Genomic DNA, 21,360 nt, shown 5'->3' with positions numbered 1-21,360 from the left:
CCCCTTTACAAGGGATACGGGGAGCGCAAAGAGAAGGCCCCGACGGGATTGCGGCCCGTCGAGGCCCGGTGCATCGGCCCTCTGCGAAAGGAACGACGATGCCTGTCCAGCTTACCGTTCACCCTGCTCATCGCGCCTCGGGCAACTTCTCGGCGCTGTCTGATGCTCGCCTGCTTTCTGCTCTGGCGACGCTTCGGGACGCGCTGGCCCCTGGGAAGGCGCTGAACCTGCCTGCGGTGCTCGATCGCACCGCGCTGCTGGATGCCCTGTCCGTGCTCACCACGAACACCCCTGCCACTACCGCCGTCCTCACCACCGGCCACGCTTCGCCGGCCCCTGTCCGACTGGACGCGCTCACCTACGGCGAACTCGCCGTCGCCGTTCACGCTGCCGGTATCCCGGCCAAGGCGAACTCTCTGACCGCCGACGAGATCAAGTCGCTCGCGGTCGCCGGTATCGCCCGGCTCGGCCTGGCCGAGATCTACCGCCTCAACGAGCAGTGGCGGGCGGCCAACACCGCCGACTGCGACACGACCTACCACGCCGAGATCCGCCGGCTCTGGGGCTCCGGCAAGCGGGAGCAGACGGCGGTCACCCTCGGCTACCGCCTCGAATGCGCTATCGCTCGCGGCCAGGTGACGGCATGACCGTCACCGCACCCGCCGCCTACCGCTGGCGTCAACCCCGGCTTGCCCGGGGCTGGGAACCTGTCCAGCTCATCGGCCGCATGAAGATCCTCGCCGCGCGTGACGGTGTGGAGCTGCCGAAGACCTACCAACTCATCCGCGACATCTACCTGTGGGAGCACCACCGGGCCGACCTGCCCGCCTACGTGGTCTCCCTGCTCGGCCGGATCTTCGACACGCCGAACCCGTTCGGCACCGGCCCGATCCGACACCTCCCGATGAAGGCGGTCCGCACCCGTGGCCGCTGACCTCACCACCGCTGTCCCGGACCAGGCTCCCCTGTCTGGTCCGGGGCACCGGCCCCACCGCCCCACCGCTGCCGGCTCGCCGGGTGCGTTCGTCGGCCGCGATGAGTCCGCCTTCCACCGGGCCTGCGACCCTCAGGTGTTCGACTGGCTCGACCATGTGAAGGCGGCCGCGGGCTGCTCCCACCCGATCCGCCTCGCGGGCGAGGTCGCCACCATCGACCGGGCCACCGGCCGACTCCTCGCCTCGGTGTCGACCGCCGACCTGCCGGACCGGGAGATCTACAAGCCGTGCTGCAACCGCCGCCACGCCGTCTGCCCGTCCTGCGCCCGCACCTACCAACGCGACGCCTACCAACTCGTCAAGGCGGGTCTCGCCGGCGGCAAGGGCATCCCCGCCAGCGTGGCGCAGCATCCGGCCGTGTTCGCCACGTTCACCGCCCCGTCGTTCGGCCCCGTGCACACCCAACGCACCGACCGCGCCGGCCGCCCGATCCCGTGCCGGCCCCGCCGCCACCCGCAGCCGTGCCCGCACGGTGTGCCGATGCGCTGCCACCGCACCCACGCCGACGACGACCCGAGCCTTGGCGTGCCGTTGTGCTTGGACTGCTACAACTACGCCGGCCAAGTGGTGTGGAACCACTCCGCGCCGGAGTTGTGGCGCCGCACGACCATCGCCATCACCCGCCACATCCACGCCCGCGCCAGAGCCCTCGGGCTGCCCTGGCTGGAACAGGTCACCAACTCCGGACGGGTCCGCCGAGTGCCGCCGGTCAAGCTGTCCTTCGGCAAAGTCGCGGAGATGCAACGCCGGGGCGTGGTCCACTACCACGCCATCATCCGCCTCGACGGCATCGACCCACACGACCCCGACGCCGTGATCCCACCACCGGCCGCCCTCGGCGTCGACGACCTGGCCGCCGCCGTCGAACACGCCGCCGCCACCGTCGCCTTCACCACCCGCCCCCACCCCGCCCAACCCGCCGGCTGGCGCATCACCTGGGGCGAACAGGTCGACGTGCGCCCGGTCAACGCCGACGGCGACATCACCGACGGGAAGGTCGCCGGCTACCTGGCCAAGTACGCCACCAAGAGCACCGAAGCCACCGGCCACGTCTCCCGCCGCCTCGACGGCGACACCATCGACCTGTACGCCAACGAGCACGGCACCCACCCCGAACGGCTCATCGACGCCTGCTGGACCCTCGGCGGCCACCGCGACTGGCAGCAACTCCGACGGTGGGCGCACATGCTCGGCTTCGGCGGCCACTTCCTCACCAAAAGCCGCCGCTACTCGGTCACCTTCCGCATCCTGCACGACGCCCGGACCATCTGGCGACGCACCGAAACCGGCCACGAACACGCCGACCAACCCGAGGACGACGAGACCACGCTGGTCGTCGGCCTGCTGTCCTACGCCGGCTCAGGCTGGCGCACCACCGGAGACGCCCTCCTCGCCAACACCGCCGCCGCCATAGCCCGCGAGAGACGCGAGGTCGCCCGAGAGGAGCTGGCCGCCGCTACCTGACCCGATCACCAAACCACCGTCAAGCCAACCTTGACGGCCACCCGACAACGATCGACAGACCTGAGGAGATCACCCGCATGAGCACCACCGCCCGCAGAAACCCCGTCGTCCGGCTCGTCCCGCGCTCCGGCGGCACCGTCGAGCCGGTCACCTACACCGTCCGCGAGGTTGCCAAGCTGCTCGGCCTGTCGCTGGGAAGCACCTACGCCCTGGTCCGCGACGGCACCATCCCCGCGACCCGCCTCGGCGGGCGCTGGGTCATCCCTCGCACCCGGTTTCATGCCTGGCTCGATGCCGCCACCGAACCTGCCGCCAGCACTGGCACCGAGAATGGAGGGAGGCGCTGATGGGTCACATTGTGAAGACCCCCGCTGGCACCTACCGGGCCAACTGGCGGGACGCTGCCGGACGGCAGAAAGCCAAGTCCTTCCGTACTAAGCGAGAGGCGTCAGCCTTCCTCGCCGAGACCGAGGCATCGCTGACTCGCGGCTCCTACGTTGATCCGAGCGCTAGTCGAACCAAGTTCAGTGCCTACGCGGACCGCTGGCTGTCGTCCCGCTCGGTGGAGGCGACCACCCTGGCGGCCTGGTCTTCCCGCCTGCGGTCACGGCTACTGCCGCACTGGGGCGGTTGGCAGCTCGGGAAGATTGATCATCTTGCCGTACAGGAGTGGGTCACCGAAGTCGGGAAGCAGTTAGCCCCCGCCACCGTCGCCTCTTGCTTCGGCCTCTTCTCCTCCATCATGGCCTCGGCTGTCCGGAATCGGCTGATCGCGTTCAACCCCTGCGAGGGTGTCCGTCTCCCAGCCCAGCGGAAGCGGGCTGGCGCAGTCCACACCATCTCCCAGGCAGACCTAACAGCTCGCCTTCTCCCGGCAGTGCCCGAATGGCATCGGGCGCTTGTCGCTGTTGCGGCCGGCGCAGGCCTTCGGTGGGGTGAGTGTCTGGGCCTCCGATGGGGATGCGTTGATCTCAACGCGTCGACTCTGACTGTCGAGCGTGTCGTGATCGAGGTCGACGGCCACCTGTTCGACAAGCCGTACCCAAAGTCGACCAGCAGCCGGCGGACGGTGCCACTAGCTCCGTTCCTTGAACATGCGCTCCGCCGCCATCGCGAGTTGGTCGGCCACCGCCCGGATGATCGGGTGTTCATCAACTACGAGGGTGGCTCGATGTTGCGCAGCAACTTCCGGCGTCAGGTCTGGCGTCCCTCCCTAGTCCGTGCCGGGCTTCTCGGTGAAGTAGTGATCCTCGGGGAGTCGAGGTTCCGGGCTGTTTGGCCCGATCGGATGGGCGAGGAACACTCGGCTGAGTACGCCACCCATCGGGAGGCAGTTGCAGAGGTTGCGGCGAAGGCGGCTGGCGGGCTGCGGTTCCACGATCTGCGACACTGCTACGCCACGTGGCTGGTATCCGGCGGGGTGCCGATCAACGTCGTCCAAGCCGTGATGGGCCACGAGCAGGCGTCAACGACGCTCAACCGCTACACGCACACCCCGGCAGACTTCTACGGGCCGGTGCGCAAGGTATTCGGTAGCTCGGCTGACGATCTGCTGACTCTCAATGGCGACCCTCAATCAGGGAAAGAGCCGATCGAGGGTGAAGAAAGCCTGTGACCAGGCTAGATGTGTGGTGGAGCCCAGGGGACTTGAACCCCTAACCCCTGCCTTGCAAAGGCAGTGCTCTGCCAGTTGAGCTAGGGCCCCGAGTCGGGCGGATCCGCCCGGTGCTTGCAGTCGGAGGGTCAGCGCAGATCGGGTGCGGTGGTCGCCTCGTGCCACAGAGCGCGCTCGTCGTTCGAGGTCTTCACCTTCTTGACCACGACGGCGGCCACGCCGACGATGCCAGCCAGGATCAGGAGCTTCTTGAACATGGGGCAACCCCTCACGCTCGACTATCGTCGGACGGTGTGCGGTGGGGCTAGCTGGAATCGAACCAGCGACCTCAGAGTTATCAGCTCTGCGCTCTAACCGACTGAGCTATAGCCCCGCGTAGCGACGAGCAAGGTTAACCCATCGCCGCCTCCGTCCCCAAATCGGGGGGTCCGTGGTGGCGTCTGCCCGTGCCAGATCGAACCTACCCGGATATACGACGCCGGGGCGACCGCTTTACGCGGTGCCCCGGCGTCGTCGTCGGGTCAGTCCCGCTCGGCGAGGGTCAGCTCGACCCCGCCGACCAGGTCGGCGCAGACGTTGTAGACGAAGGCGCCGAGGGTGGCGAGGGCGGTGAAGAGCACGACGTTGACCAGGCCGATGAGCGCGGAGCTCATGATCACGCCCTTGGCGGTGATCCGGAAGCCGCCGTTCTGGCCACCGCTGGCGTTGACCAGGTCGCTCAGGCTGCTGTTGACCTCCTTGAACACGCCCATCGCGTCCAGGGCCAGGTAGAGCACCGAGGTGGCGACGACCACCACGATGAAGAGCACCACCGAGACCGCGAACGCGAACTTCATCACGGACCACGGGTCGATCCGCTTGAGGTTCAGCCGGGCCCGGCGCGGCCCACGCGACGCGGCCGAGCTGACCGAGGAGCGGGCGGCGCGTACCGCCTCACCCACGCGTGCGGCCCCGACGGCGGACGCCCCGCTGATGCCCGGCGGCAGGCCGCCGCCGTTGGCGGGCCGGCCTGTCGTGCCGGCCTGGGCGCCGCCCGGCGAGGGCTTGGCGGCGGTGCCGAGACCGGCCCCGACTCGTGGCTGGCTGTCGGCGGCCGACGACCGGGCCGGCGCCGCCTTCTTGATCGGCTGGGTCGCGGCGGGTTTCGCCGCGGCGGCTGCCGGGGCGGCCAAGCCGTCGGCGGAGGTCGGGGCGTCGACCGGGGTCTTCTCGGTCTTCTCGCTCATCCCCGAGTCCTCCGCGGGCTTGTCTGGCGGCGGCGTCATGCCGGGGGCCCGGGTGAACTTCGGGGCAGGCGCGTCGGCGGGGACCGTGGCCCGGCCCACGGCCGCGCGGCCGGTCGCTGGTGTACCGCCCTTTGCGGCCTCCTCGTCGACCGGGTTGGCCGAGGTCCCCTTGTTCCCCGACTTCGCCTGTGTCTCCGTCATCAACTAGTCCTGTTCGTCAGGCTCGTCGGCATTGCGAGCAATCGCCACGATAGTCACGCCGTCCGGAAGGTCCATCAGCTTGACCCCCATTGTGTTCCGGTCACGCGTACGGCGTACAGGCTTCACCGGAGTCCGGATGACGCCACCGTTGCTGGTGATGGCGAACAGTTCGTCCTCCGGGCTGATCACCACCGCACCGACCAGACCACCGCGTCGCTCGGTGATCTTCGCAGTCAGCACGCCCTTACCTCCCCGGCCCTGGACCGGGTATTCCTCGATCGGGGTACGTTTCGCGTATCCCCCGTTCGTCGCGACCAGCACGTCCATGTCCATGCCCTCGCGCACGACCTCCATGGCCAGCAGGACGTCGTCCTCGCTGAACCGCATGCCGATCACACCGGAGGTGGCCCGGCCCATCGGGCGGAGCGTCTCGTCCGTGGCGTTGAAGCGGATGGCCTGGGCGTTCTTGGAGACCAGGAGCAGATCGTCCTCCGAACTCACCAGGGCAGCACCGACCAGTTCGTCCTCATCGCGCAGGTTGATCGCGATGATGCCGCCGGACCGGTTGGAGTCGAACTCCTCAAGCCGCGTCTTCTTCACCAGGCCGTTCTTCGTGGCCAGTACCAGGTAGGGCGCCACCTGGTAGTTCGGAATTTCAATGATCTGCGCGATCTGCTCGTCCGCTTGGAACGCGAGCAGGTTGGCCACGTGCTGGCCCTTGGCCACCCTACTGGCTTCCGGAAGTTCATAGGCCTTCGCCCGGTAGACCCGACCCTTGTTGGTGAAAAACAGGATCCAGTCGTGGGTCGAGCAGACGAAGAAGTGGCTGACAATGTCGTCCTGACGGAGGGTGGCGCCGCTGACGCCCTTGCCTCCGCGCCGCTGGGAGCGGTAGAGGTCGACCTTGGTGCGCTTGGCGTATCCGGTGCGGGTGATGGTGACGACGACGTCCTCGCGGGCGATGAGGTCCTCCATCGAGACCTCGCCGTCGAACGGCACGATCTTGGTCCGCCGGTCGTCGCCCCACTTCGCGACGATCTCGCCCAGCTCCTCGGAGACGATCCTCCGCTGCCGCTCCGGCTTGGCGAGGATGTCCTTGAGGTCGGCGATCTCCAACTCGAGCTTGGCCAGGTCGTCGAGGATCCGCTGTCGTTCGAGGGCAGCCAGGCGGCGCAGCTGCATGTCCAGGATCGCGGTCGCCTGGATCTCGTCGATCTCCAGCAGCTGGATCAGGCCCTGGCGGGCGTCCTCGACGGTGGGCGAACGCCGGATCAGGGCGATCACCTCGTCGAGGGCGTCGAGGGCCTTGGCCAGACCACGCAGGATGTGCGCCCGCTCCTCCGCCTTGCGCAGCCGGAACGCCGTCCGCCGGCGGATGACCTCGATCTGGTGCTCGACGTAGTAGCGAATGAACTGGGCCAGGTTGAGCGTGCGCGGCACGCCGTCGACCAGCGCCAGCATGTTGGCGCCGAAGGTCTCCTGGAGCTGGGTGTGCTTGTAGAGGTTGTTCAGCACCACCTTGGCGACCGCGTCGCGCTTGAGCACGAGCACGATCCGCATACCGGTACGCCCGGAGGACTCGTCCCGGATGTCGGCGATCCCGCCGAGCTTGCCCTCCTTGATCAGCTCGGCGATCCGCTCGGCGAGGTTGTCCGGGTTGACCTGGTAGGGCAACTCGCTGACCACCAGCGCCGGGCGGCCCCGCTTGTCCTCCTCCACCTCGACCACGGCCCGCATCCGGATCGAGCCGCGCCCGGTCCGGTACGCGTCCTGGATGCCCGCCTGGCCGACGATCAGGCCGTGGGTCGGAAAGTCGGGACCCTTGACGACCTCCAGCAGCGCCTCGAGGGTGGTGGCCTCGTCCGCTTCCGGGTGCTCCAGGCACCACTGCACCGCCGCGCCGATCTCCCGCAGGTTGTGCGGCGGGATCTTGGTGGCCATGCCGACCGCGATGCCCTCGGAGCCGTTGATCAGCAGGTTGGGAATGCGGGACGGCAGGATCGTGGGCTCCTTGGCCCGGCCGTCGTAGTTGTCCTGGAGGTCGACGGTGTCCTCGTCGATGTCCCGCAACATCTCCATGGCCAGCGGGTCGAGCTTGCACTCGGTGTAACGCATGGCCGCGGCCGGGTCGTTGCCCGGGGAGCCGAAGTTGCCGTTGCCGTCGACCAGCGGGTAGCGCAACGACCAGGGCTGCGCCATCCGGACGAGGGCGTCGTAGATGGCCGAGTCGCCGTGCGGATGGAACTGACCCATCACGTCACCGACGACGCGGGAGCACTTCACGTAGCCGCGATCCGGCCGGTACCCGGAGTCGAACATCGCGTAGAGGATCTTGCGGTGGACCGGCTTGAGCCCGTCCCGGACGTCCGGCAGGGCCCGCCCGACGATGACGCTCATCGCGTAGTCGAGGTACGAGCGCTGCATCTCGACCTCGAGGCCGACCGGCTCGATCCGGTCGTGTGCCACGACCGCGGCCGGAATCTCCGGGTTCTCCGGCTCGTTCGGGATGGACTCGGGAGTATCGGTCACTGTTAACCCTTATCAGACTCAGAGTCGTGTTCGTGCTGTGGATAACGGCTGTGGATACCGGCCGGACTGTGGATAACTCTGTGGACCACCGGGCCGACCAGTGGATCTGCGGCCGGCCCGGCGTCGTCCGTCAGATGTCGAGGAACCGCACGTCCTTGGCGTTGCGCTGGATGAACGAACGGCGCGCCTCGACGTCCTCACCCATCAACACGCTGAACAGCTCGTCGGCGGTTGCGGCGTCGTCGAGCGTCACCTGTCGAAGCGTACGGGTGGCCGGGTTCATCGTGGTGTCCCACAGCTCGGGGTAGTTCATCTCGCCGAGGCCCTTGAACCGCTGGATGTCGTCCGGCTTGGCGTTGGGCTTCTTCTGCTGGCGCAGCGCGATCAACCCGTCCCGCTCCCGGTCCGAGTACGCGTACTGGGCGTCGTCGCCCTTCTTGTTCCACTTGATCTTGTAGAGCGGCGGGGCGGCCAGGTAGACGTGCCCCAGTTCCACCAGCGGCCGCATGAAGCGGAAGAGCAGCGTGAGCAGCAGCGTCTGGATGTGCTGGCCGTCCACGTCCGCGTCGGCCATCAGCACGATCTTGTGATACCGCAGCTTCTCGATGTCGAAGTCGTCGTGGATGCCGGTGCCCAGCGCGGTGATCAGCGCCTGGACCTCGTTGTTCTTCAGCACCCGGTCGATCCGGGCCTTCTCCACGTTCAGGATCTTGCCGCGGATCGGCAGGATCGCCTGCGTACGCGGATCGCGACCCTGCTTGGCCGAGCCGCCCGCGGAGTCACCCTCGACGATGAAGACCTCGGACTCGCGTGGGTCGGTGGACTGGCAGTCGGCCAGCTTGCCCGGCATCGAGCCGGACTCCAGCAGCGACTTGCGCCGGGCCAGCTTCCGGGCCTGCTGCGCGGCGATCCGGGCCCGGGCCGCCTGGGACGCCTTGGTGATGATGATCTTCGCCTCGGCCGGGTTCCGGTCGAACCAGTCGACCAGCGACTCGTTGCAGACCCGCTGCACGAAGCTCTTCACCGGGGTGTTGCCCAGCTTGGTCTTGGTCTGGCCCTCGAACTGCGGGTTGGTCAGCTTGACCGAGATGATCGCGGCCAGCCCCTCGCGGATGTCCTCGCCGGAGAGCCTCTCGTCGCCCTTGAGCAGCTTCTTCTCCGCGCCGTACCGGTTGACGACGCTGGTCAGCGCGGCCCGGAAGCCCTCCTCGTGGGTGCCGCCCTCATGGGTGTTGATGTTGTTGGCAAAGGTGTAGACCGACTCGCCGTACGACTCGTTCCACTGCATGGCGATCTCGACCGACATGCCCTCCTCCTCGGCGCCGAACTCGACCACCGTCTTGTGGATCGGGTTCTTCGACGCGTTGAGGTGCCGGACGAAGTCGGCGATGCCGCCCTCGTAGTGGAAGGTCACCTCGCGCGGCTTGCCCTCCTCGCTCTCGGCGACCCGCTCGTCGAGCAGGTGAATGGTGAGGCCGCGGGTGAGGAAGGCCATCTCCTGCAGGCGCCGGTAGATGGTCTGGAAGTCGAAGTCGACGGTCTCGAAGACGTCCGGGTCGGGCCAGAAGGAGACCGCCGAGCCGGTCCGGTCGGTCGGCTCGCCCTTCTCCAGCGGGGTCGGCTTGGAGTGGTGGTACTGCTGCCGCCAGACGAAGCCGTCCTTGTGGATCTCCACGGCCATCTTCGTGGAGAGTGCGTTCACCACGGACACACCGACGCCGTGCAGACCGCCGGAGACCGCGTACGCCTTGCCGTCGAACTTGCCGCCCGCGTGCAGCACGGTCAGGGCGACCTCGACACCCGGCTTCTTCAGCTTCGGGTGGAGGTCGACCGGGAAACCGCGCCCGTTGTCGGTGACCCGTACGCCGCCGTCGGCCAGCAGCACCACGTCGATGGTGTCGCAGTATCCGGCCAGCGCCTCGTCCACCGCGTTGTCGACGACCTCCCACACGAGGTGGTGCAGACCGCGTTCACCGGTGGACCCGATGTACATACCGGGCCGCTTCCGGACCGCCTCCAACCCCTCGAGGACGGTGATCGACTCGGCGCCGTACTTCTTGTTGTCCTCCGCTGCCACCCTCGGCCACTTTCTCGCGCCGGGCGCGCCAGGGCGCGGGGCGCGGGTTCGGCGGACATCACACGACGTCGACGCACGGACCGGTCCCCGAATCACAGGGCACGGATCGCGTACGCCGGCCGCCGCGGTCGCCCGCGGATCGCGATCGGCTCGACCCGATCCGGGACAATGTCAAGGGCCCCGTGGGCCCTTGTCCTTCGCTCCGTGTCGGGTCTTTCGTCTCGCCGTCAATCTTACTCTGCGCAGCCGACCAAACCGCCACTCGGCACCCCTGCGCGGCGGCTGAGATCTCCGTAGCCGGCCGAATCGCGCTGCCCGCGACTCCCCCTACACACCAGCGACGGCTTCCGGTCGCGGCGCGGCGTCAGACCGGCCTTCGTTCGGTCCGGAGCGCCACCCGGCGACGCGGAGGCCGAATTATGACCCTCAGCCGGCTGAAGTCGTCGCAGCCCCGATCGAGGGCGCGGCCGGCCACCGGATCGGTACCGGCACGTAACCGACCGGGGGTCGCGGCGGGACCCGCCGTGCCGTACCTTTGCGGCGCTGCCGCTGTGGTCTTGATCTTTTGCGGACGGAACCGGGACGATCGACCCGATCGGACCGACAACGTGCTTGGTAAGAGGTGACGCCAGATGGGGCTGGACAACGTCGCGGTGCACTGGCCGCGGACCGGCCGCTTCTACGATCCGGTCGCGCCGGCCGAGTTCGTCGACTTCGGCGAGATCGTGGACATCCCACGGATCTCCGCCCCCACCGCGGCACTCGCCGAGCTGATCGCCAAGACCGGCACGGTACGCGCGACCGCGTACACCGAGCTGGTCGACCTGATCCTCGGCCTGGAAAATGTGCTCTACGCCACGGAGAACGCGGCCGAGGACGAGGACCCGGTGATCGACCCCGACGGCTGCTCCTGGATCGCCGACGGGCTGGAGAAGTTCGTCACCGGGCACCGGCCGATCGGCGACGCGGTGACCTTCGAGTCGGTCAGCGAGGTGCTGCGGTCGCTGCTGGGCGACGGCCGGCTGGCCGAGCAGCAGCTGCGCTGGCTGGACAGCCGGCTCGACAAGCTGCGCGACGAGAACGGCGACCCGCCGCAGTGGGACTTCACCTGTGCTGAGCTGGGCGTGCTGGCCGCCTTCTACCGGCGCTGCGGTGACCGGGGCTTCGCCGTCTACGCCGACGCCTGACGCGCTGGCCCGGTCCGCCGAACCGACGGTCAGCCGGGGACGGTGCGCCGCCGGCCGGGACGGCCGTCAGCCGTAGGTGTCGCGGGGGCCGCGGCCGCGGACGCGACGCGGGCCACGCGACCAGGAGGGTGCGGCCGGGCCGTGGATGTGCAGCTTGCGCACCACGTTGTGGCCCACCTCACGGGCGATCTGCTGCAGCAGCTTGCCGGCGAGCAGCCGAAGCTGGGTCGCCCACGCCGTCGAGCGCGCCTCCACCGTCAGCTCGCCGTTCTCCAGCTTGACCGGGCGGCTGTGCTGGGCGACCTCCGGCCCGACGACCCGTTCCCAGGCGCCGAAAACCGTCGCCTCGGCCGCCGGCTGCTGCCAGCCGCGCGCCTTGACCAACCTGTCGAGCACCGCGCCGAGCGGTTGCGGGTCGCGCGGATCCGGCCCCGGGCCGGAGTAGCCGCGCAGCCGCGGCTCGCCGTCGCCCCGCACCGCGCTGCGCCGCCGGGTGCCGGTCGCAGCCTGCCGGCGGGCCTTCGCCGCGTCCAGCACCGCGCGGGCCAGCTCCGGCCCGGACGCGCCGGCCGGCCGGTCACCGCTCACGCCGGCGTCACCCCCTCCCGCGCCGGCACCCTCGGTGGTACGCCCACCGGCTCCCGGTCCCAGCCGGGCCGGCGGAAGCTGGACCTCATCCGACACGGCGCACCGTCCCCTCGCCCACCGCATACCGGGTGCCGCGCAGGGCCGCCGGCACGTCGTCGTCGACCGCGCAGGTCACCAGGAGCTGGCTGGCGCCGCCGACCAGCTCGGCCAGCCGCTCCCGGCGGCCGGTGTCCAGCTCGGCGAAGACGTCGTCGAGGACCAGCACCGGTTCGATGCCGTCGGCGCGCAGCAGGTCGTACCCGGCCAGCCGCAGGGCCAGCGCGTACGACCAGGACTCGCCGTGGCTGGCGTACCCCTTGGCGGGGAGCGGGCCGAGGGTGAGGGCGAGATCGTCGCGGTGCGGGCCGACCAGGGTGGTGCCGCGGTCGATCTCCGCCGACCGGTTCTCCGCCAGCGCGGCCCGCAGCGCCTCGGCCAGCACCGCCCGGTCCGTGGTCGGCTCGGCCAGCTCCACCGACGGCCGGTACGCGATCCCCGCCGCGCCCCTGCCCGCCGCCACCGCGTCGTACGCCTTGGCCACGTGCGGCGTGAGCGCGGCGACCAGCTCCAGCCGGCCGGCGAGCAGCTCGGCGCCGTGGTGCGTCAGGTGGGTGTCCCAGACCGCGAGGGTGGACAGGTCCCCGCCCCGCGACACGCCCGTCTTGCGGGCCAGGTACGCCGTCCGCAGCAGGGCGTTGCGTTGCTTGACCACCCGCTCGTAGTCCGCACGCACCCCGGCGTACCGGGGCTGTCGGGTGACCAGCAGGTCATCGAGATAGCGGCGGCGCTCGGCCGGGTCCCCGCGGACCAGTTCCAGGTCCTCCGGGGCGAACAGCACCAGCCGCAGCGCGCCCAGCACGTCCCGGGCGCGGCGGGCCGGAGAGCGGCCCAGCCGGGCCCGGTTGGCCTTGCCGGGCACGATCTCCAGCTCGACCAGAAGCTCCCGGCCCTCGTGCACCACCGCGCAACGGATCACCGCCGAGGTGGCACCCATCCGCACCAGCGGGGCGTCCGTGGCGACCCGGTGCGAGTCCAGGGTCGCCACGTAGCCCAACGCCTCGACCAGATTGGTCTTGCCGACGCCGTTGGCGCCGATCAGGACGTTCGGACCCGGCTCCAGGTCGACGCCGACCCGCTCGTACGAGCGGAAGTCGACCAGTTCGAGCCGGCGGACGTACACAGCCTGTGGACGCCGGTCAGCGCTTGCGGACGGCGTGACCGCCGAACTGCTGGCGCAGCGCGGCGACGGCCTTCATCGCGGGCGAGTCGTCCTGCCGGGAGGCGAACCGGGCGAACAGCGAGGCGGTGATGACGTTGAGCGGGACGGCGAGCCGAACCGCCTCGTCGACCGTCCAGCGGCCCTCGCCGGTGTCCTCGGTGTAGCCGCTCAGCTCGGCCAGCTCCGGGTCCTCGTCCAACGCGCGGTCGAGCAGGTCGAGCAGCCAGGACCGGACCACGGTGCCCTCGCGCCAGGACTTGAACACACCCGGCACGTTGGTCACCAGCTCGGATTTGGCCAGTAGCTCGTAGCCCTCGGCGTACGCGTGCATCAGGCCGTATTCGATGCCGTTGTGCACCATCTTGGCGTAGTGACCGGCGCCGACCGGGCCGGCGTGCACGAAGCCGAACTCGCCCGCCGGCTTGAGCGCCTCGAAGATCGGCATCAGCCGCTCGACGTGCTCCTGGGCGCCGCCGACCATCAGGGCGTACCCGTTCTGCCGTCCCCAGACACCACCGGAGACGCCGACGTCGATGTAGCCGATGCCCTGCTCGTTCAGGCGCTCGGCGCGCGGGGCGTCGTCGCTGAACCGGGAGTTGCCGCCGTCGATGATGATGTCGCCCTCGCCGAGGACGCCGGCGAGCTCGTCGATGGTGGCGTCGGTGACGCTGGCCGGGACCATCACCCAGACCGCGCGGGGCGACTCCAGCTTCTCGGCCAGCTCCGCGAGGCTCGCGACGTCGCTCAGCTGCGCGTCGCGGTCGTAGCCGACCACCTCGTGACCGGCGGCGCGCAACCGCTCGCGCATGTTGCCGCCCATTCGGCCGAGTCCTACCAGGCCGAGCTGCATCTGCTCCTACCTCCGTACGTCTGGGTCTTGCTGTCGCACGATCAGCGGGACACGCGGATCGGCATGATGAGGTACCGGTACCCCGGGATGACCTCCCCATCCTCACCCGCGGGGGAGATCACCGCGGGCTTGAAGGCGTCGACGAACGAGAGCAGGGCGTGCTGAGCGCCCAGGTTGGCCAGGCCGTCGATCAGGTACTGCGGGTTGAAGCCGATGGTCAGCGGGTCGCCGGTGAAGGTGGCCTCCATGGCCTCGCTGGCCCGGGCCTCCTCGGTGCCGCCGGCCTCGACGACCAGGCCGTCCGAGCTGAAGCTCAGCAGCACCGGTGTGGTCCGCTCGGCGACCAGGGCGACGCGCTTGACCACCTCGATCAGAGTGCTGACGGGAACCCGGGCCTCGGCGTTGTGGGTGGCGGGGAAGAGCGAGCGGACCGGCGGGTAGTTGGCACCGTCGAGCAGCCGGCTCGTGGTCCGCCGGGTGCCGCCGGAGAAGCCGATCATGCCCTCGCCGGCGCCGCCCTGGGAGAGCGCCATGGTCACCTGGCCGCCGAGCGGGCCGAGGGCCTTCGCGGTGTCGTTCAGCGTCCGGGCGGGCACCAGCGCGTTGATGCTCACCTCCGGGTCGTCCGGGTTCCACTCCATCTCGCGCAGGGCAAGCCGGTAACGGTCGGTGGCGAGCATCGCGAGGGTACGGCCGGACAGCTCGATGCGTACACCGGTCATCATCGGCAGCGTCTCGTCCCGGCCGGCGGCGACGGCCACCTGGGCCACGGCGGCGGCGAAGCCGGCGGCGTCGACGGTGCCGGCGCTCTCCGGCATCTCCGGCAGGGCCGGGTAGTCCTCGACCGGCATGGTCGGCAGGGTGAAGCGGGCGCTGCCGCAGACCAGTTCGAGGTGGGCGCCGACAGCGGCGATGTCCACCGGCTTGGCCGGAAGCGCCTTGGTGATCTCGGCGAGCAGGCGGCCGGAGACAAGGGCGGCGCCGTCGGCGGCGCCCTGCACCTCGACCGTGACCTGGCTGGAAACCTCGTAGTCGAAGCCGGAGACCTGGAGGTTGCCGTCGGTCACCCGGAGCATCACCCCGGCCAGCACCGGTACGGAAGGTCGGTTGGGCAGGCTCTTGGCGGTCCAGGCGACCGCCTCGGCGAGCGCGTCGCGCTCCACTCGGAACTTCATCAATGCCTCCGCGTCGACGTCAGCGACAACTCTCTCATGCCGACCGCTGCCACCCGTCCCGCCCGACCGTGCGGGTCCCCATCGCACCTTAGGGCGCGCGGGCATCGGCTGTGCGCCCGACCCCGTGGATCCAGGTGCCGGGTGAACGCCGACGGAGGCGTTCCGGCCCGATCCACAGGAAGTCCAACGGTGATGATTGGTTTTTGTTGTTTAGAAGAGATAACTCATCGTCTTCATCGCACCTGTGCAAACTGTGGAGAACCGGCGTCCGCGCAGGTCAGACAGGTTATCCACCGGTGGTTTCGCTGTGGAGAACCAGGGGTACAACTCGTGTCCCGGTCCACAGCCGCCGTCGACCCCCAGGTTGTCCACGGTTGTCCACCGGTTGTCCACCGCTAATCCACCGGGTTTCTCCCCAGCGTTGTGGACGGGCCGGGCGGTGCGAATCGACGTCATCCCCAGAACCTTCAACAGGTCGCCCACAGGTTGATCGTCGTCGGTGGACAACCGGACCGTCGTCCCCAGGTGTCCACAGCACCTTCCCCAGGTGTTGTCCACAGTCTGTGGGTAACCAGGTCCGGACGTAGCGTGGTTGTCCACCGCCTGTGACACAGGGGGTGTGGACAACCGGGCCGTCTTGTGGACGAACATGACGTCGATCGTGCGCCCTCGACCGGGTCGAGGGTCAAGCTCCCGGCGTCCACAGGGACGAAAAAGCCCGGCCGGGGATCCGGCCGGGCGCTTCTGGCGTCCCACGACTCAGGTGTTCTGCTTGATCCGGTTGGTCAGCTCGGCGATCTGGTTGTAGAGCGAGCGCCGCTCCGCCATCTGCTGGCGGATCTTCCGGTCGGCGTGCATGACGGTGGTGTGGTCCCGGCCGCCGAAGGCCTGCCCGATCCGGGGCAGCGACAGGTCGGTCAGCTCGCGGCACAGGTACATGGCCACCTGGCGGGCGTTCACCAGCACCCGGGACCGGGAATGGCCGCGCAGGTCCTCCAGGCTCACCCCGAAGTAGTCGGCGGTGGAGACCATGATCTGGTCGGCGGTGATCTCGGGGCCGGCGCCGTCGGGGATGAAGTCCCGCAGCACCTCCTCGGCGAGCGACAGCTCCACCGACGAGCGGGTGAGGCTGGCGAACGCGGTGACCCGGATCAGCGCGCCCTCCAGTTCCCGGATCGAGTTCGACACCCGGGACGCGATGAACTCCAGCACGTCCGGCGGGGCGTACAGCCGCTCCTGCGCCGCCTTCTTCTGCAGGATCGCGATGCGGGTCTCCAGGTCCGGTGGCTGGATGTCGGCGAGGAGCCCCCACTCGAACCGGGTACGCAGCCGGTCCTCCAGCGTCGCCAGCTGCTTCGGCGACCGGTCGGAGGTGATCACGATCTGCTTGTTGGCGTTGTGCAGGGTGTTGAAGGTGTGGAAGAACTCCTCCTGGGTCCGCTCCCGGTTCTCCAGGAACTGGATGTCGTCGATCAGGAGGATGTCCACGTCCCGGTAGCGGCGCTGGAACGCGCTCGTCTTGTCGTCGCGCAGCGAGTTGATGAAGTCGTTGGTGAACTCCTCGGTCGAGACGTACCGGACCGAGCGGGCGTTGCCCAGCGTGGTGGCGTAGTGCCCGATGGCGTGCAGCAGGTGGGTCTTGCCCAGCCCGGAGCTGCCGTAGATGAACAGCGGGTTGTACGCCTTGGCCGGCGACTCGGCCACCGCGACGCTCGCCGCGTGCGCGAAGCGGTTCGAGGAGCCGATGACGAAGGTCTCGAACATGTACTTCGGGTTGAGCCGGTTGCCACCACCGGTCTCCGGCCCGCCCGGGAGCCGTCGGTTGGCCGGGCCACCGGGGCGGTGATCCGGGCCGCTCCGGCCCGGCCCGCTGTCCGTGACGCCGTCCAGGGGCAGGCCACGCAGCGGCGGCGGGTCGGCCGCGCCGGGGGTGTCGGGGTAACGGAGGTCGTACTCACCGGTGTCCGGCGTCGGCGGCTCTCCCCGGTCGTCGAAGGCCCGGCGCTCGGCGGGGCGCAGCGGCTCGGCGAAGGCGGCGCCGAACAGGGTGTCCTGGCCGTCCCGGCTGGCCGGGATGAGTGGCGTGCGGCCACCGTCGGGTGTCCGCTGCCGTGGGGCCGGCTCCTCGCCCGGCGCTGCGGGGCGATCCTCGGCGTACATCGAGGCCTCCGGCCGGGCCGGAAAGCCGAACTCGGGGAACCCGGGCGCCTCGTCCGTCGGGCCGGGCTGGCCGAGGCCGGCGAGCAGGTCCGGCGGTGCGTCGCGCTCCGTCGGCTCGGGGCTGCCGCGGTAGACGGTGCCGGCCGGGCGGCCACCGTCCTCGGCGACGCGTACGGTGACGGCGACCTGGATGGGCCGGCCGAGCCGGCGGCTCAGGGCCTCGGTGATGGCCGGGCGGAGGCGCGACTCGATCACGTCCCGGGTGAAGGCGTCCGGCACCGAGAGCAGGGCGGTGTCCTCGACGATCGCCCGCAGCCGGGTGAGCCGGAGATACGCGCGCTGCTGCGCGGAGATGATCTCGTCGGCGAGTTCGTCGGTCGTCGCCGTCCACACCGCGGCCAGGTCGGTCGTTCCGGTCACCGTCGTGCCACCCCCTCGCCTCTACTCACGCCCGCCCGAACGGCCGACCGGTCGTCATCCACAAGTTATCCACAGCCTGTGTGTACCGACCGATTGTGGCCGCCCACCGGACGCGAGTCGGATCTGCCCCCCTGGTTCTCGGAGGCGCTGAAGCGGGTTCACCGTGCCGAACGATTTACTACCTTGTCCGGTCTTGCCGGTCACCGACAACCCCGGACCCCGACGTTGACCGCAATCGGGCACGCTAACAGCGCGGACCCCGCGCCATCAACCGTCGGCGCCAGGGCAGCCTTGTCAACATCAGTGAAATCCGCCCCTTCGGTCGCGCTCCCACCACCGCCCGCGGGCCTCTGGTGTGATGTTTGACGGCTATTGCCCCCCTGCGTAGGCTGGGACGGCTGCTCTCTCGCCCTCTGCTAGGGTGATGGGTGCTTGCTGTCCGCGGTCGTTTCCTCGCATCGCCGAGGTCCCGCGTCGTCGGGCAGCACCGATCGGAGGCCACCGGTGAGGTGGCCTGGACCACCACACGACCCCGGGCGATCCCCCGCGCGGGGCGTACGACAACGGAGAGCCTGACGTGAGCAAGCGCACCTTCCAGCCGAACAACCGCCGGCGCGCGAAGACCCACGGCTTCCGGCTGCGCATGCGCACCCGTGCCGGCCGTGCCATCCTCTCGACCCGTCGCGCCAAGGGCCGCGCCCGCCTGTCGGCCTGAGGCCGACCGGTCCGGTTCGGGACGTGGGCAGTCGTGCTGGCCGCCGCGCAGCGACTGCGGCGCAGTAGCGACTTCGCCGCAGCGGTCCGGGGTGGCCGACGCGTCGGCCGAGGCGCCGTCGTGGTGCACCTGACCCTCCCCGAGCAGACCGGACCCACCGCGACAACCTCGCCGGAGCCGGCGCGGACGAGCGGTGCGGAGAAATCCGCACCGAGCCGCGCCGGCTTCGTCGTGTCCAAGGCGGTCGGCAACGCCGTCGTCCGGAACAAGGTCCGCCGCCGGCTTCGGCACCTGGTCCGCGAGCGCCTCGCCGAGCTGCCCGCGGGCAGCACCCTGGTCGTCCGGGCGTTGCCGCAGGCCGCCGAGGCGTCGTACCCCCGACTCGGGGCCGACCTGGACGCCGCCGTCGCCGCCGCGCGGGCGCCCCGGGGGCGGCGGTCCAGGTGAGCGGTGTCACCGCCGCGGAGCGGCCGAGGACAGGTGCCCGCATGCTGTTGGCACCCATCATCGCGTACCGTCGGTGGATAAGTCCGGCACTGCCGGCCCGCTGCCGTTTCTACCCGTCGTGCAGTGCCTACGCCGTCGAGGCGATCTCCGGGCACGGTGCGCTGCGGGGAGCCTGGCTGACGGTCCGGCGGCTGTCGCGCTGCCACCCCTTTCACCCAGGTGGACACGACCCGGTGCCAGAGCCGGGCGAGCGCCGCCGATCCGACGTGACTGGAGCCTGAGAAATTGCACCTGAGTCTTGACTGGATCTACTACGCGATTTCGTGGATCCTGCTGACCTGGCACTCGGCTTGGGACGCCATCGTGTCGGCCGGAGCGCTGCTCGGGACGAACTGGTCCTGGATCCTGGCCATTGTCTTCCTGGTGGTGACGGTCCGGGTCATCCTCTTCCCGGTCTTCGTCAAGCAGATCAAGTCGCAGCGGGCCATGCAGGCGCTCCAGCCCAAGGTCAAGGAGCTCCAGGAGAAGCACAAGGGTGACCGGGAGACGCTCCAGAAGGAGATGATGGAGCTCTACCGGAAGGAAAAGGCCAACCCGCTGATGGGCTGCCTTCCGATGTTCCTCCAGATCCCCGTCTTCCTCGGCCTGTTCCACACCCTGAAGCGGCTCCGCCCGGACAACAGCCAGAAGACCCTGTACGGCTGGACGGTCGACCAGTTCAACAGCGCCTCACACGCCAAGCTCTTCACCGCCCCGATCTCCGGCAAGTTCGGCTCGACCGCCGAGGAGCTGGCCCAGCTGGGGGCGAACGCCCACACGGTCAAGCTCGTCGCGGGCGTGCTGGTGCTCATCATGATCGCCACCACGTACCTGACCAGCCGCCAGATGATCCTGAAGACCGGCTGGGCGGAGGACCCGCAGCAGCGCATGGTCCAGCGATTGATGCTCTACGGCATCCCGGTCTCCCTGCTGATCTCCGGTTCGATCTTCCCGATCGGCGTGATCATCTACTGGGTCACCAACAACCTCTTCACCCTCGGCCAGCAGCAGTGGGTGCTGCGGAAGTTCCCGCCGCTGGTGCCCGCCAAGGGCGGTGCCGGCGCGAAGACCACGGCCCAGCCGGCCAGGACCGGCGGCCTGCTCGGCCGGAAGGCCGCCGCGCCGGCCGCGAAGGCGCCGGCGACCGCCCCGAAGGCGGCCGCGCCGAAGCCCGGCGCGAAGCCGGTCAACCCGAAGAGGGGCGGCGGACGGCCCGCCAAACGACAGGGCTGAGCCTCCGGGCCGCCACCGGTACCGGTGGCGGCCCGTTCCGGCCCCGAGCTGCGGCCGTACGGTCAGCGCCGGGCTGGAACCGCCGCGCGGAGCGCGGTCACGGGCGAGACTGCCCGTACAGACGTGCCCGAGGGCACCGGCGAACCTCCCGCCGGCCTCGGGAGACCAGCGGACCCGACGGTCCGGCCGAGCGAGTACGGAGATGAGACCGTGACCGACACCAGCATTCCCAGCGCCGACCAGTCCCTGGACGAGGAGACCGCGGCAGCCGTCGGCACCGAGGAGGCCGAGGAGACCGAGGCCGAGTCGGAGGCCCCGGAGAAGAAGGCGCCGGCCGAGAGCGACCTGTTCCGGCAGAGCGAGATCGCAGCCGACTACGTCGAGGGCCTGCTCGACATCCTCGACTACGACGGCGACATCGACGAGCTGGTCTCCGGCGGCCGTCCGGTCGTCGAGGTGGTCGGCGGGAACCTGCAGAGCCTGGTCGGCCAGCGCGGTGCCACGCTGGAAGCCCTCCAGGAGCTGGCCCGGCTGGCGGTGTTCCGGCAGACCGGGTCGCCGAGCCGCCTGCTGCTCGATGTCGGCGGCTACCGGGCCGCCCGGCGCAAGGAACTCGCCGCCGTCGCCAAGAACGCGGTGGAGAAGGTCAAGGAGTACGGCGAGCCGGTGCGGCTGGAGCCGATGTCCGCGTTCGAGCGCAAGTGCGTGCATGACGTGGTGAATGCGATGAGCGGCGTGGAGAGCGAGTCCGAGGGCGTCGAGCCGAACCGTCGTATCGTCGTCCGGCCGGCGGACTGATCGGGTGACCCACGACGAGACGACGGCGGGTGCCGTGGCCGGCCCGGGTGGTACGCCGCCCGGGCCGCCGCCTGTCCGGCATGACCCGGCCGTCGACCCGGTGTTCTCCGACGGCGAACCGACCTCCGCGGCGGACCCGTCATTCGCCGGTACGTCGTCGACCGCGGCCGATCCGAGCTTCTCCGGTGGTTCGGACGTGCCGGCAGGCCAGCCCTCCCGGTCCGACCCGGCGGAGGCGGTGGATCCTTCGGGCGACGTGACCCCGGCCTTCTCGGGTGAGGCCGCGGCGTCCACCGCGCCGGCCACGGCCGGGGAGCCGTCGACGACCACGGGCGAGTCGGCCCCGGCTGCTCCGGTCGGTGCGGTCGAAGCGGTGTTCGCCG

Annotated in this window: 20 protein-coding genes and 2 tRNA genes; 11 read left to right on the top strand and 11 right to left on the bottom strand. The window is 69.9% G+C overall.

What is annotated here, in order from left to right:
- Nucleotides 1–98: 98 nt before the first annotated feature.
- The 5 genes from ACNAVT_RS16070 (at nt 99) to ACNAVT_RS16050 (ending at nt 4,074) form a co-directional block, all read left to right on the top strand.
- Nucleotides 99–647 carry a hypothetical protein gene (locus tag ACNAVT_RS16070; RefSeq protein WP_416297032.1) on the top strand — a complete coding sequence of 183 codons (549 nt, stop codon included), beginning with the start codon at nt 99–101 and terminating at the stop codon, nt 645–647.
- Nucleotides 644–934 carry a hypothetical protein gene (locus ACNAVT_RS16065; protein ID WP_416297030.1) on the top strand — a complete coding sequence of 97 codons (291 nt, stop codon included), beginning with the start codon at nt 644–646 and terminating at the stop codon, nt 932–934. The genes ACNAVT_RS16070 and ACNAVT_RS16065 overlap by 4 nt, the downstream gene beginning before the upstream one ends.
- Nucleotides 924–2,459, top strand: coding sequence for a replication initiator (locus tag ACNAVT_RS16060; RefSeq protein WP_416297028.1), 1,536 nt, complete (start codon nt 924–926; stop codon nt 2,457–2,459). Before ACNAVT_RS16065 ends, ACNAVT_RS16060 begins: the two co-directional genes overlap by 11 nt.
- Nucleotides 2,460–2,536: 77 nt before the next feature.
- Nucleotides 2,537–2,806 carry a helix-turn-helix domain-containing protein gene (locus ACNAVT_RS16055; protein WP_416297026.1) on the top strand — a complete coding sequence of 90 codons (270 nt, stop codon included), beginning with the start codon at nt 2,537–2,539 and terminating at the stop codon, nt 2,804–2,806.
- Nucleotides 2,806–4,074, top strand: coding sequence for a tyrosine-type recombinase/integrase (locus tag ACNAVT_RS16050; RefSeq protein WP_416297024.1), 1,269 nt, complete (start codon nt 2,806–2,808; stop codon nt 4,072–4,074). Before ACNAVT_RS16055 ends, ACNAVT_RS16050 begins: the two co-directional genes overlap by 1 nt.
- A gap of 14 nt (nt 4,075–4,088) precedes the next feature.
- Here the strand turns inward: ACNAVT_RS16050 and ACNAVT_RS16045 are convergent.
- From ACNAVT_RS16045 to gyrB, 6 genes are all read right to left on the bottom strand, one after another.
- Nucleotides 4,089–4,164 (bottom strand) — tRNA-Ala (locus tag ACNAVT_RS16045).
- A 38-nt stretch (nt 4,165–4,202) separates the two neighbouring features.
- On the bottom strand, nt 4,203–4,331 hold the full coding sequence (locus ACNAVT_RS16040) for a DLW-39 family protein (RefSeq protein WP_416297023.1): 129 nt from the start codon (nt 4,329–4,331) through the stop codon (nt 4,203–4,205).
- Between the two features lie 42 nt (nt 4,332–4,373).
- Nucleotides 4,374–4,447: transfer RNA gene (locus ACNAVT_RS16035), tRNA-Ile, on the bottom strand.
- Nucleotides 4,448–4,595: 148 nt separating this feature from the next.
- Entirely contained in the window at nt 4,596–5,501 is a 906-nt protein-coding gene (locus tag ACNAVT_RS16030) for a DUF3566 domain-containing protein (protein WP_416297022.1), read from the bottom strand.
- Between the two features lie 3 nt (nt 5,502–5,504).
- The gene (gyrA, locus tag ACNAVT_RS16025; RefSeq protein WP_416297020.1) at nt 5,505–8,030 is read right to left on the bottom strand and encodes a DNA gyrase subunit A; all 2,526 of its coding nucleotides are present in this window, start codon (nt 8,028–8,030) and stop codon (nt 5,505–5,507) included.
- 130 nt (nt 8,031–8,160) lie between these two features.
- Entirely contained in the window at nt 8,161–10,107 is a 1,947-nt protein-coding gene (gyrB, locus tag ACNAVT_RS16020; RefSeq protein ID WP_416297018.1) for a DNA topoisomerase (ATP-hydrolyzing) subunit B, read from the bottom strand.
- A 632-nt stretch (nt 10,108–10,739) separates the two neighbouring features.
- On the opposite strand from gyrB, the gene ACNAVT_RS16015 reads away from it, so the two are divergent.
- Entirely contained in the window at nt 10,740–11,294 is a 555-nt protein-coding gene (locus ACNAVT_RS16015) for a hypothetical protein (RefSeq protein ID WP_416297017.1), read from the top strand.
- 66 nt (nt 11,295–11,360) lie between these two features.
- Here ACNAVT_RS16015 and ACNAVT_RS16010 read toward each other — a convergent pair whose 3' ends face one another.
- The 5 genes from ACNAVT_RS16010 to dnaA form a co-directional block, all read right to left on the bottom strand.
- A complete protein-coding gene (locus ACNAVT_RS16010) occupies nt 11,361–12,005 on the bottom strand; it encodes a DUF721 domain-containing protein (protein ID WP_416297015.1) in 645 nt (214 codons plus the stop codon).
- Entirely contained in the window at nt 11,968–13,101 is a 1,134-nt protein-coding gene (gene recF / locus ACNAVT_RS16005) for a DNA replication/repair protein RecF (protein ID WP_416297013.1), read from the bottom strand. Before recF ends, ACNAVT_RS16010 begins: the two co-directional genes overlap by 38 nt.
- Before the next feature lie 16 nt (nt 13,102–13,117).
- Nucleotides 13,118–13,990 (bottom strand): phosphogluconate dehydrogenase (NAD(+)-dependent, decarboxylating), encoded by an 873-nt coding sequence (gnd, locus tag ACNAVT_RS16000; RefSeq protein WP_416297012.1) that lies wholly within the window; start codon nt 13,988–13,990, stop codon nt 13,118–13,120.
- 41 nt (nt 13,991–14,031) lie between these two features.
- The gene (dnaN, locus tag ACNAVT_RS15995) at nt 14,032–15,165 is read right to left on the bottom strand and encodes a DNA polymerase III subunit beta (RefSeq protein ID WP_416297010.1); all 1,134 of its coding nucleotides are present in this window, start codon (nt 15,163–15,165) and stop codon (nt 14,032–14,034) included.
- Between the two features lie 759 nt (nt 15,166–15,924).
- Complete coding sequence (dnaA, locus tag ACNAVT_RS15990; RefSeq protein ID WP_416297008.1) at nt 15,925–17,745, bottom strand: chromosomal replication initiator protein DnaA; 1,821 nt, start codon at nt 17,743–17,745, stop codon at nt 15,925–15,927.
- Nucleotides 17,746–18,322: 577 nt separating this feature from the next.
- Here dnaA and rpmH point away from each other — a divergent pair.
- The 5 genes from rpmH to ACNAVT_RS15965 all read left to right on the top strand — a co-directional run bounded on the left by rpmH (nt 18,323) and on the right by ACNAVT_RS15965 (nt 20,977).
- Nucleotides 18,323–18,460 carry a 50S ribosomal protein L34 gene (rpmH, locus tag ACNAVT_RS15985; protein WP_123606641.1) on the top strand — a complete coding sequence of 46 codons (138 nt, stop codon included), beginning with the start codon at nt 18,323–18,325 and terminating at the stop codon, nt 18,458–18,460.
- Between the two features lie 33 nt (nt 18,461–18,493).
- Nucleotides 18,494–18,907, top strand: coding sequence for a ribonuclease P protein component (gene rnpA, locus ACNAVT_RS15980; protein ID WP_416297006.1), 414 nt, complete (start codon nt 18,494–18,496; stop codon nt 18,905–18,907).
- Between the two features lie 41 nt (nt 18,908–18,948).
- On the top strand, nt 18,949–19,188 hold the full coding sequence (gene yidD / locus ACNAVT_RS15975; protein ID WP_416297004.1) for a membrane protein insertion efficiency factor YidD: 240 nt from the start codon (nt 18,949–18,951) through the stop codon (nt 19,186–19,188).
- A 10-nt stretch (nt 19,189–19,198) separates the two neighbouring features.
- A complete protein-coding gene (gene yidC, locus ACNAVT_RS15970) occupies nt 19,199–20,179 on the top strand; it encodes a membrane protein insertase YidC (RefSeq protein ID WP_416297059.1) in 981 nt (326 codons plus the stop codon).
- A gap of 210 nt (nt 20,180–20,389) precedes the next feature.
- On the top strand, nt 20,390–20,977 hold the full coding sequence (locus ACNAVT_RS15965; protein ID WP_416297003.1) for a protein jag: 588 nt from the start codon (nt 20,390–20,392) through the stop codon (nt 20,975–20,977).
- Nucleotides 20,978–21,360: the final 383 nt, after the last annotated feature.

Source organism: Micromonospora sp. SL4-19 (assembly GCF_047921475.1).
Classification (GTDB): domain Bacteria; phylum Actinomycetota; class Actinomycetes; order Mycobacteriales; family Micromonosporaceae; genus Micromonospora.
This window is presented reverse-complemented; position numbering and strand designations above follow the sequence as displayed.

Bases quoted from the DNA above. Each gene is read 5' to 3' on its own strand.
- ACNAVT_RS16070 (WP_416297032.1), top strand. From the start codon at position 99: ATGCCTGTCCAGCTTACCGTTCACCCTGCTCATCGCGCCTCGGGCAAC.
- ACNAVT_RS16065 (WP_416297030.1), top strand. From the start codon at position 644: ATGACCGTCACCGCACCCGCCGCCTACCGCTGGCGTCAACCCCGGCTT.
- ACNAVT_RS16055 (WP_416297026.1), top strand. From the start codon at position 2,537: ATGAGCACCACCGCCCGCAGAAACCCCGTCGTCCGGCTCGTCCCGCGC.
- ACNAVT_RS16050 (WP_416297024.1), top strand. From the start codon at position 2,806: ATGGGTCACATTGTGAAGACCCCCGCTGGCACCTACCGGGCCAACTGG.
- ACNAVT_RS16040 (WP_416297023.1), bottom strand. From the start codon at position 4,331: ATGTTCAAGAAGCTCCTGATCCTGGCTGGCATCGTCGGCGTGGCCGCC.
- ACNAVT_RS16030 (WP_416297022.1), bottom strand. From the start codon at position 5,501: ATGACGGAGACACAGGCGAAGTCGGGGAACAAGGGGACCTCGGCCAAC.
- ACNAVT_RS16015 (WP_416297017.1), top strand. From the start codon at position 10,740: ATGGGGCTGGACAACGTCGCGGTGCACTGGCCGCGGACCGGCCGCTTC.
- ACNAVT_RS16010 (WP_416297015.1), bottom strand. From the start codon at position 12,005: ATGCGGTGGGCGAGGGGACGGTGCGCCGTGTCGGATGAGGTCCAGCTT.
- gnd (WP_416297012.1), bottom strand. From the start codon at position 13,990: ATGCAGCTCGGCCTGGTAGGACTCGGCCGAATGGGCGGCAACATGCGC.
- dnaN (WP_416297010.1), bottom strand. From the start codon at position 15,165: ATGAAGTTCCGAGTGGAGCGCGACGCGCTCGCCGAGGCGGTCGCCTGG.
- yidD (WP_416297004.1), top strand. From the start codon at position 18,949: ATGCTGTTGGCACCCATCATCGCGTACCGTCGGTGGATAAGTCCGGCA.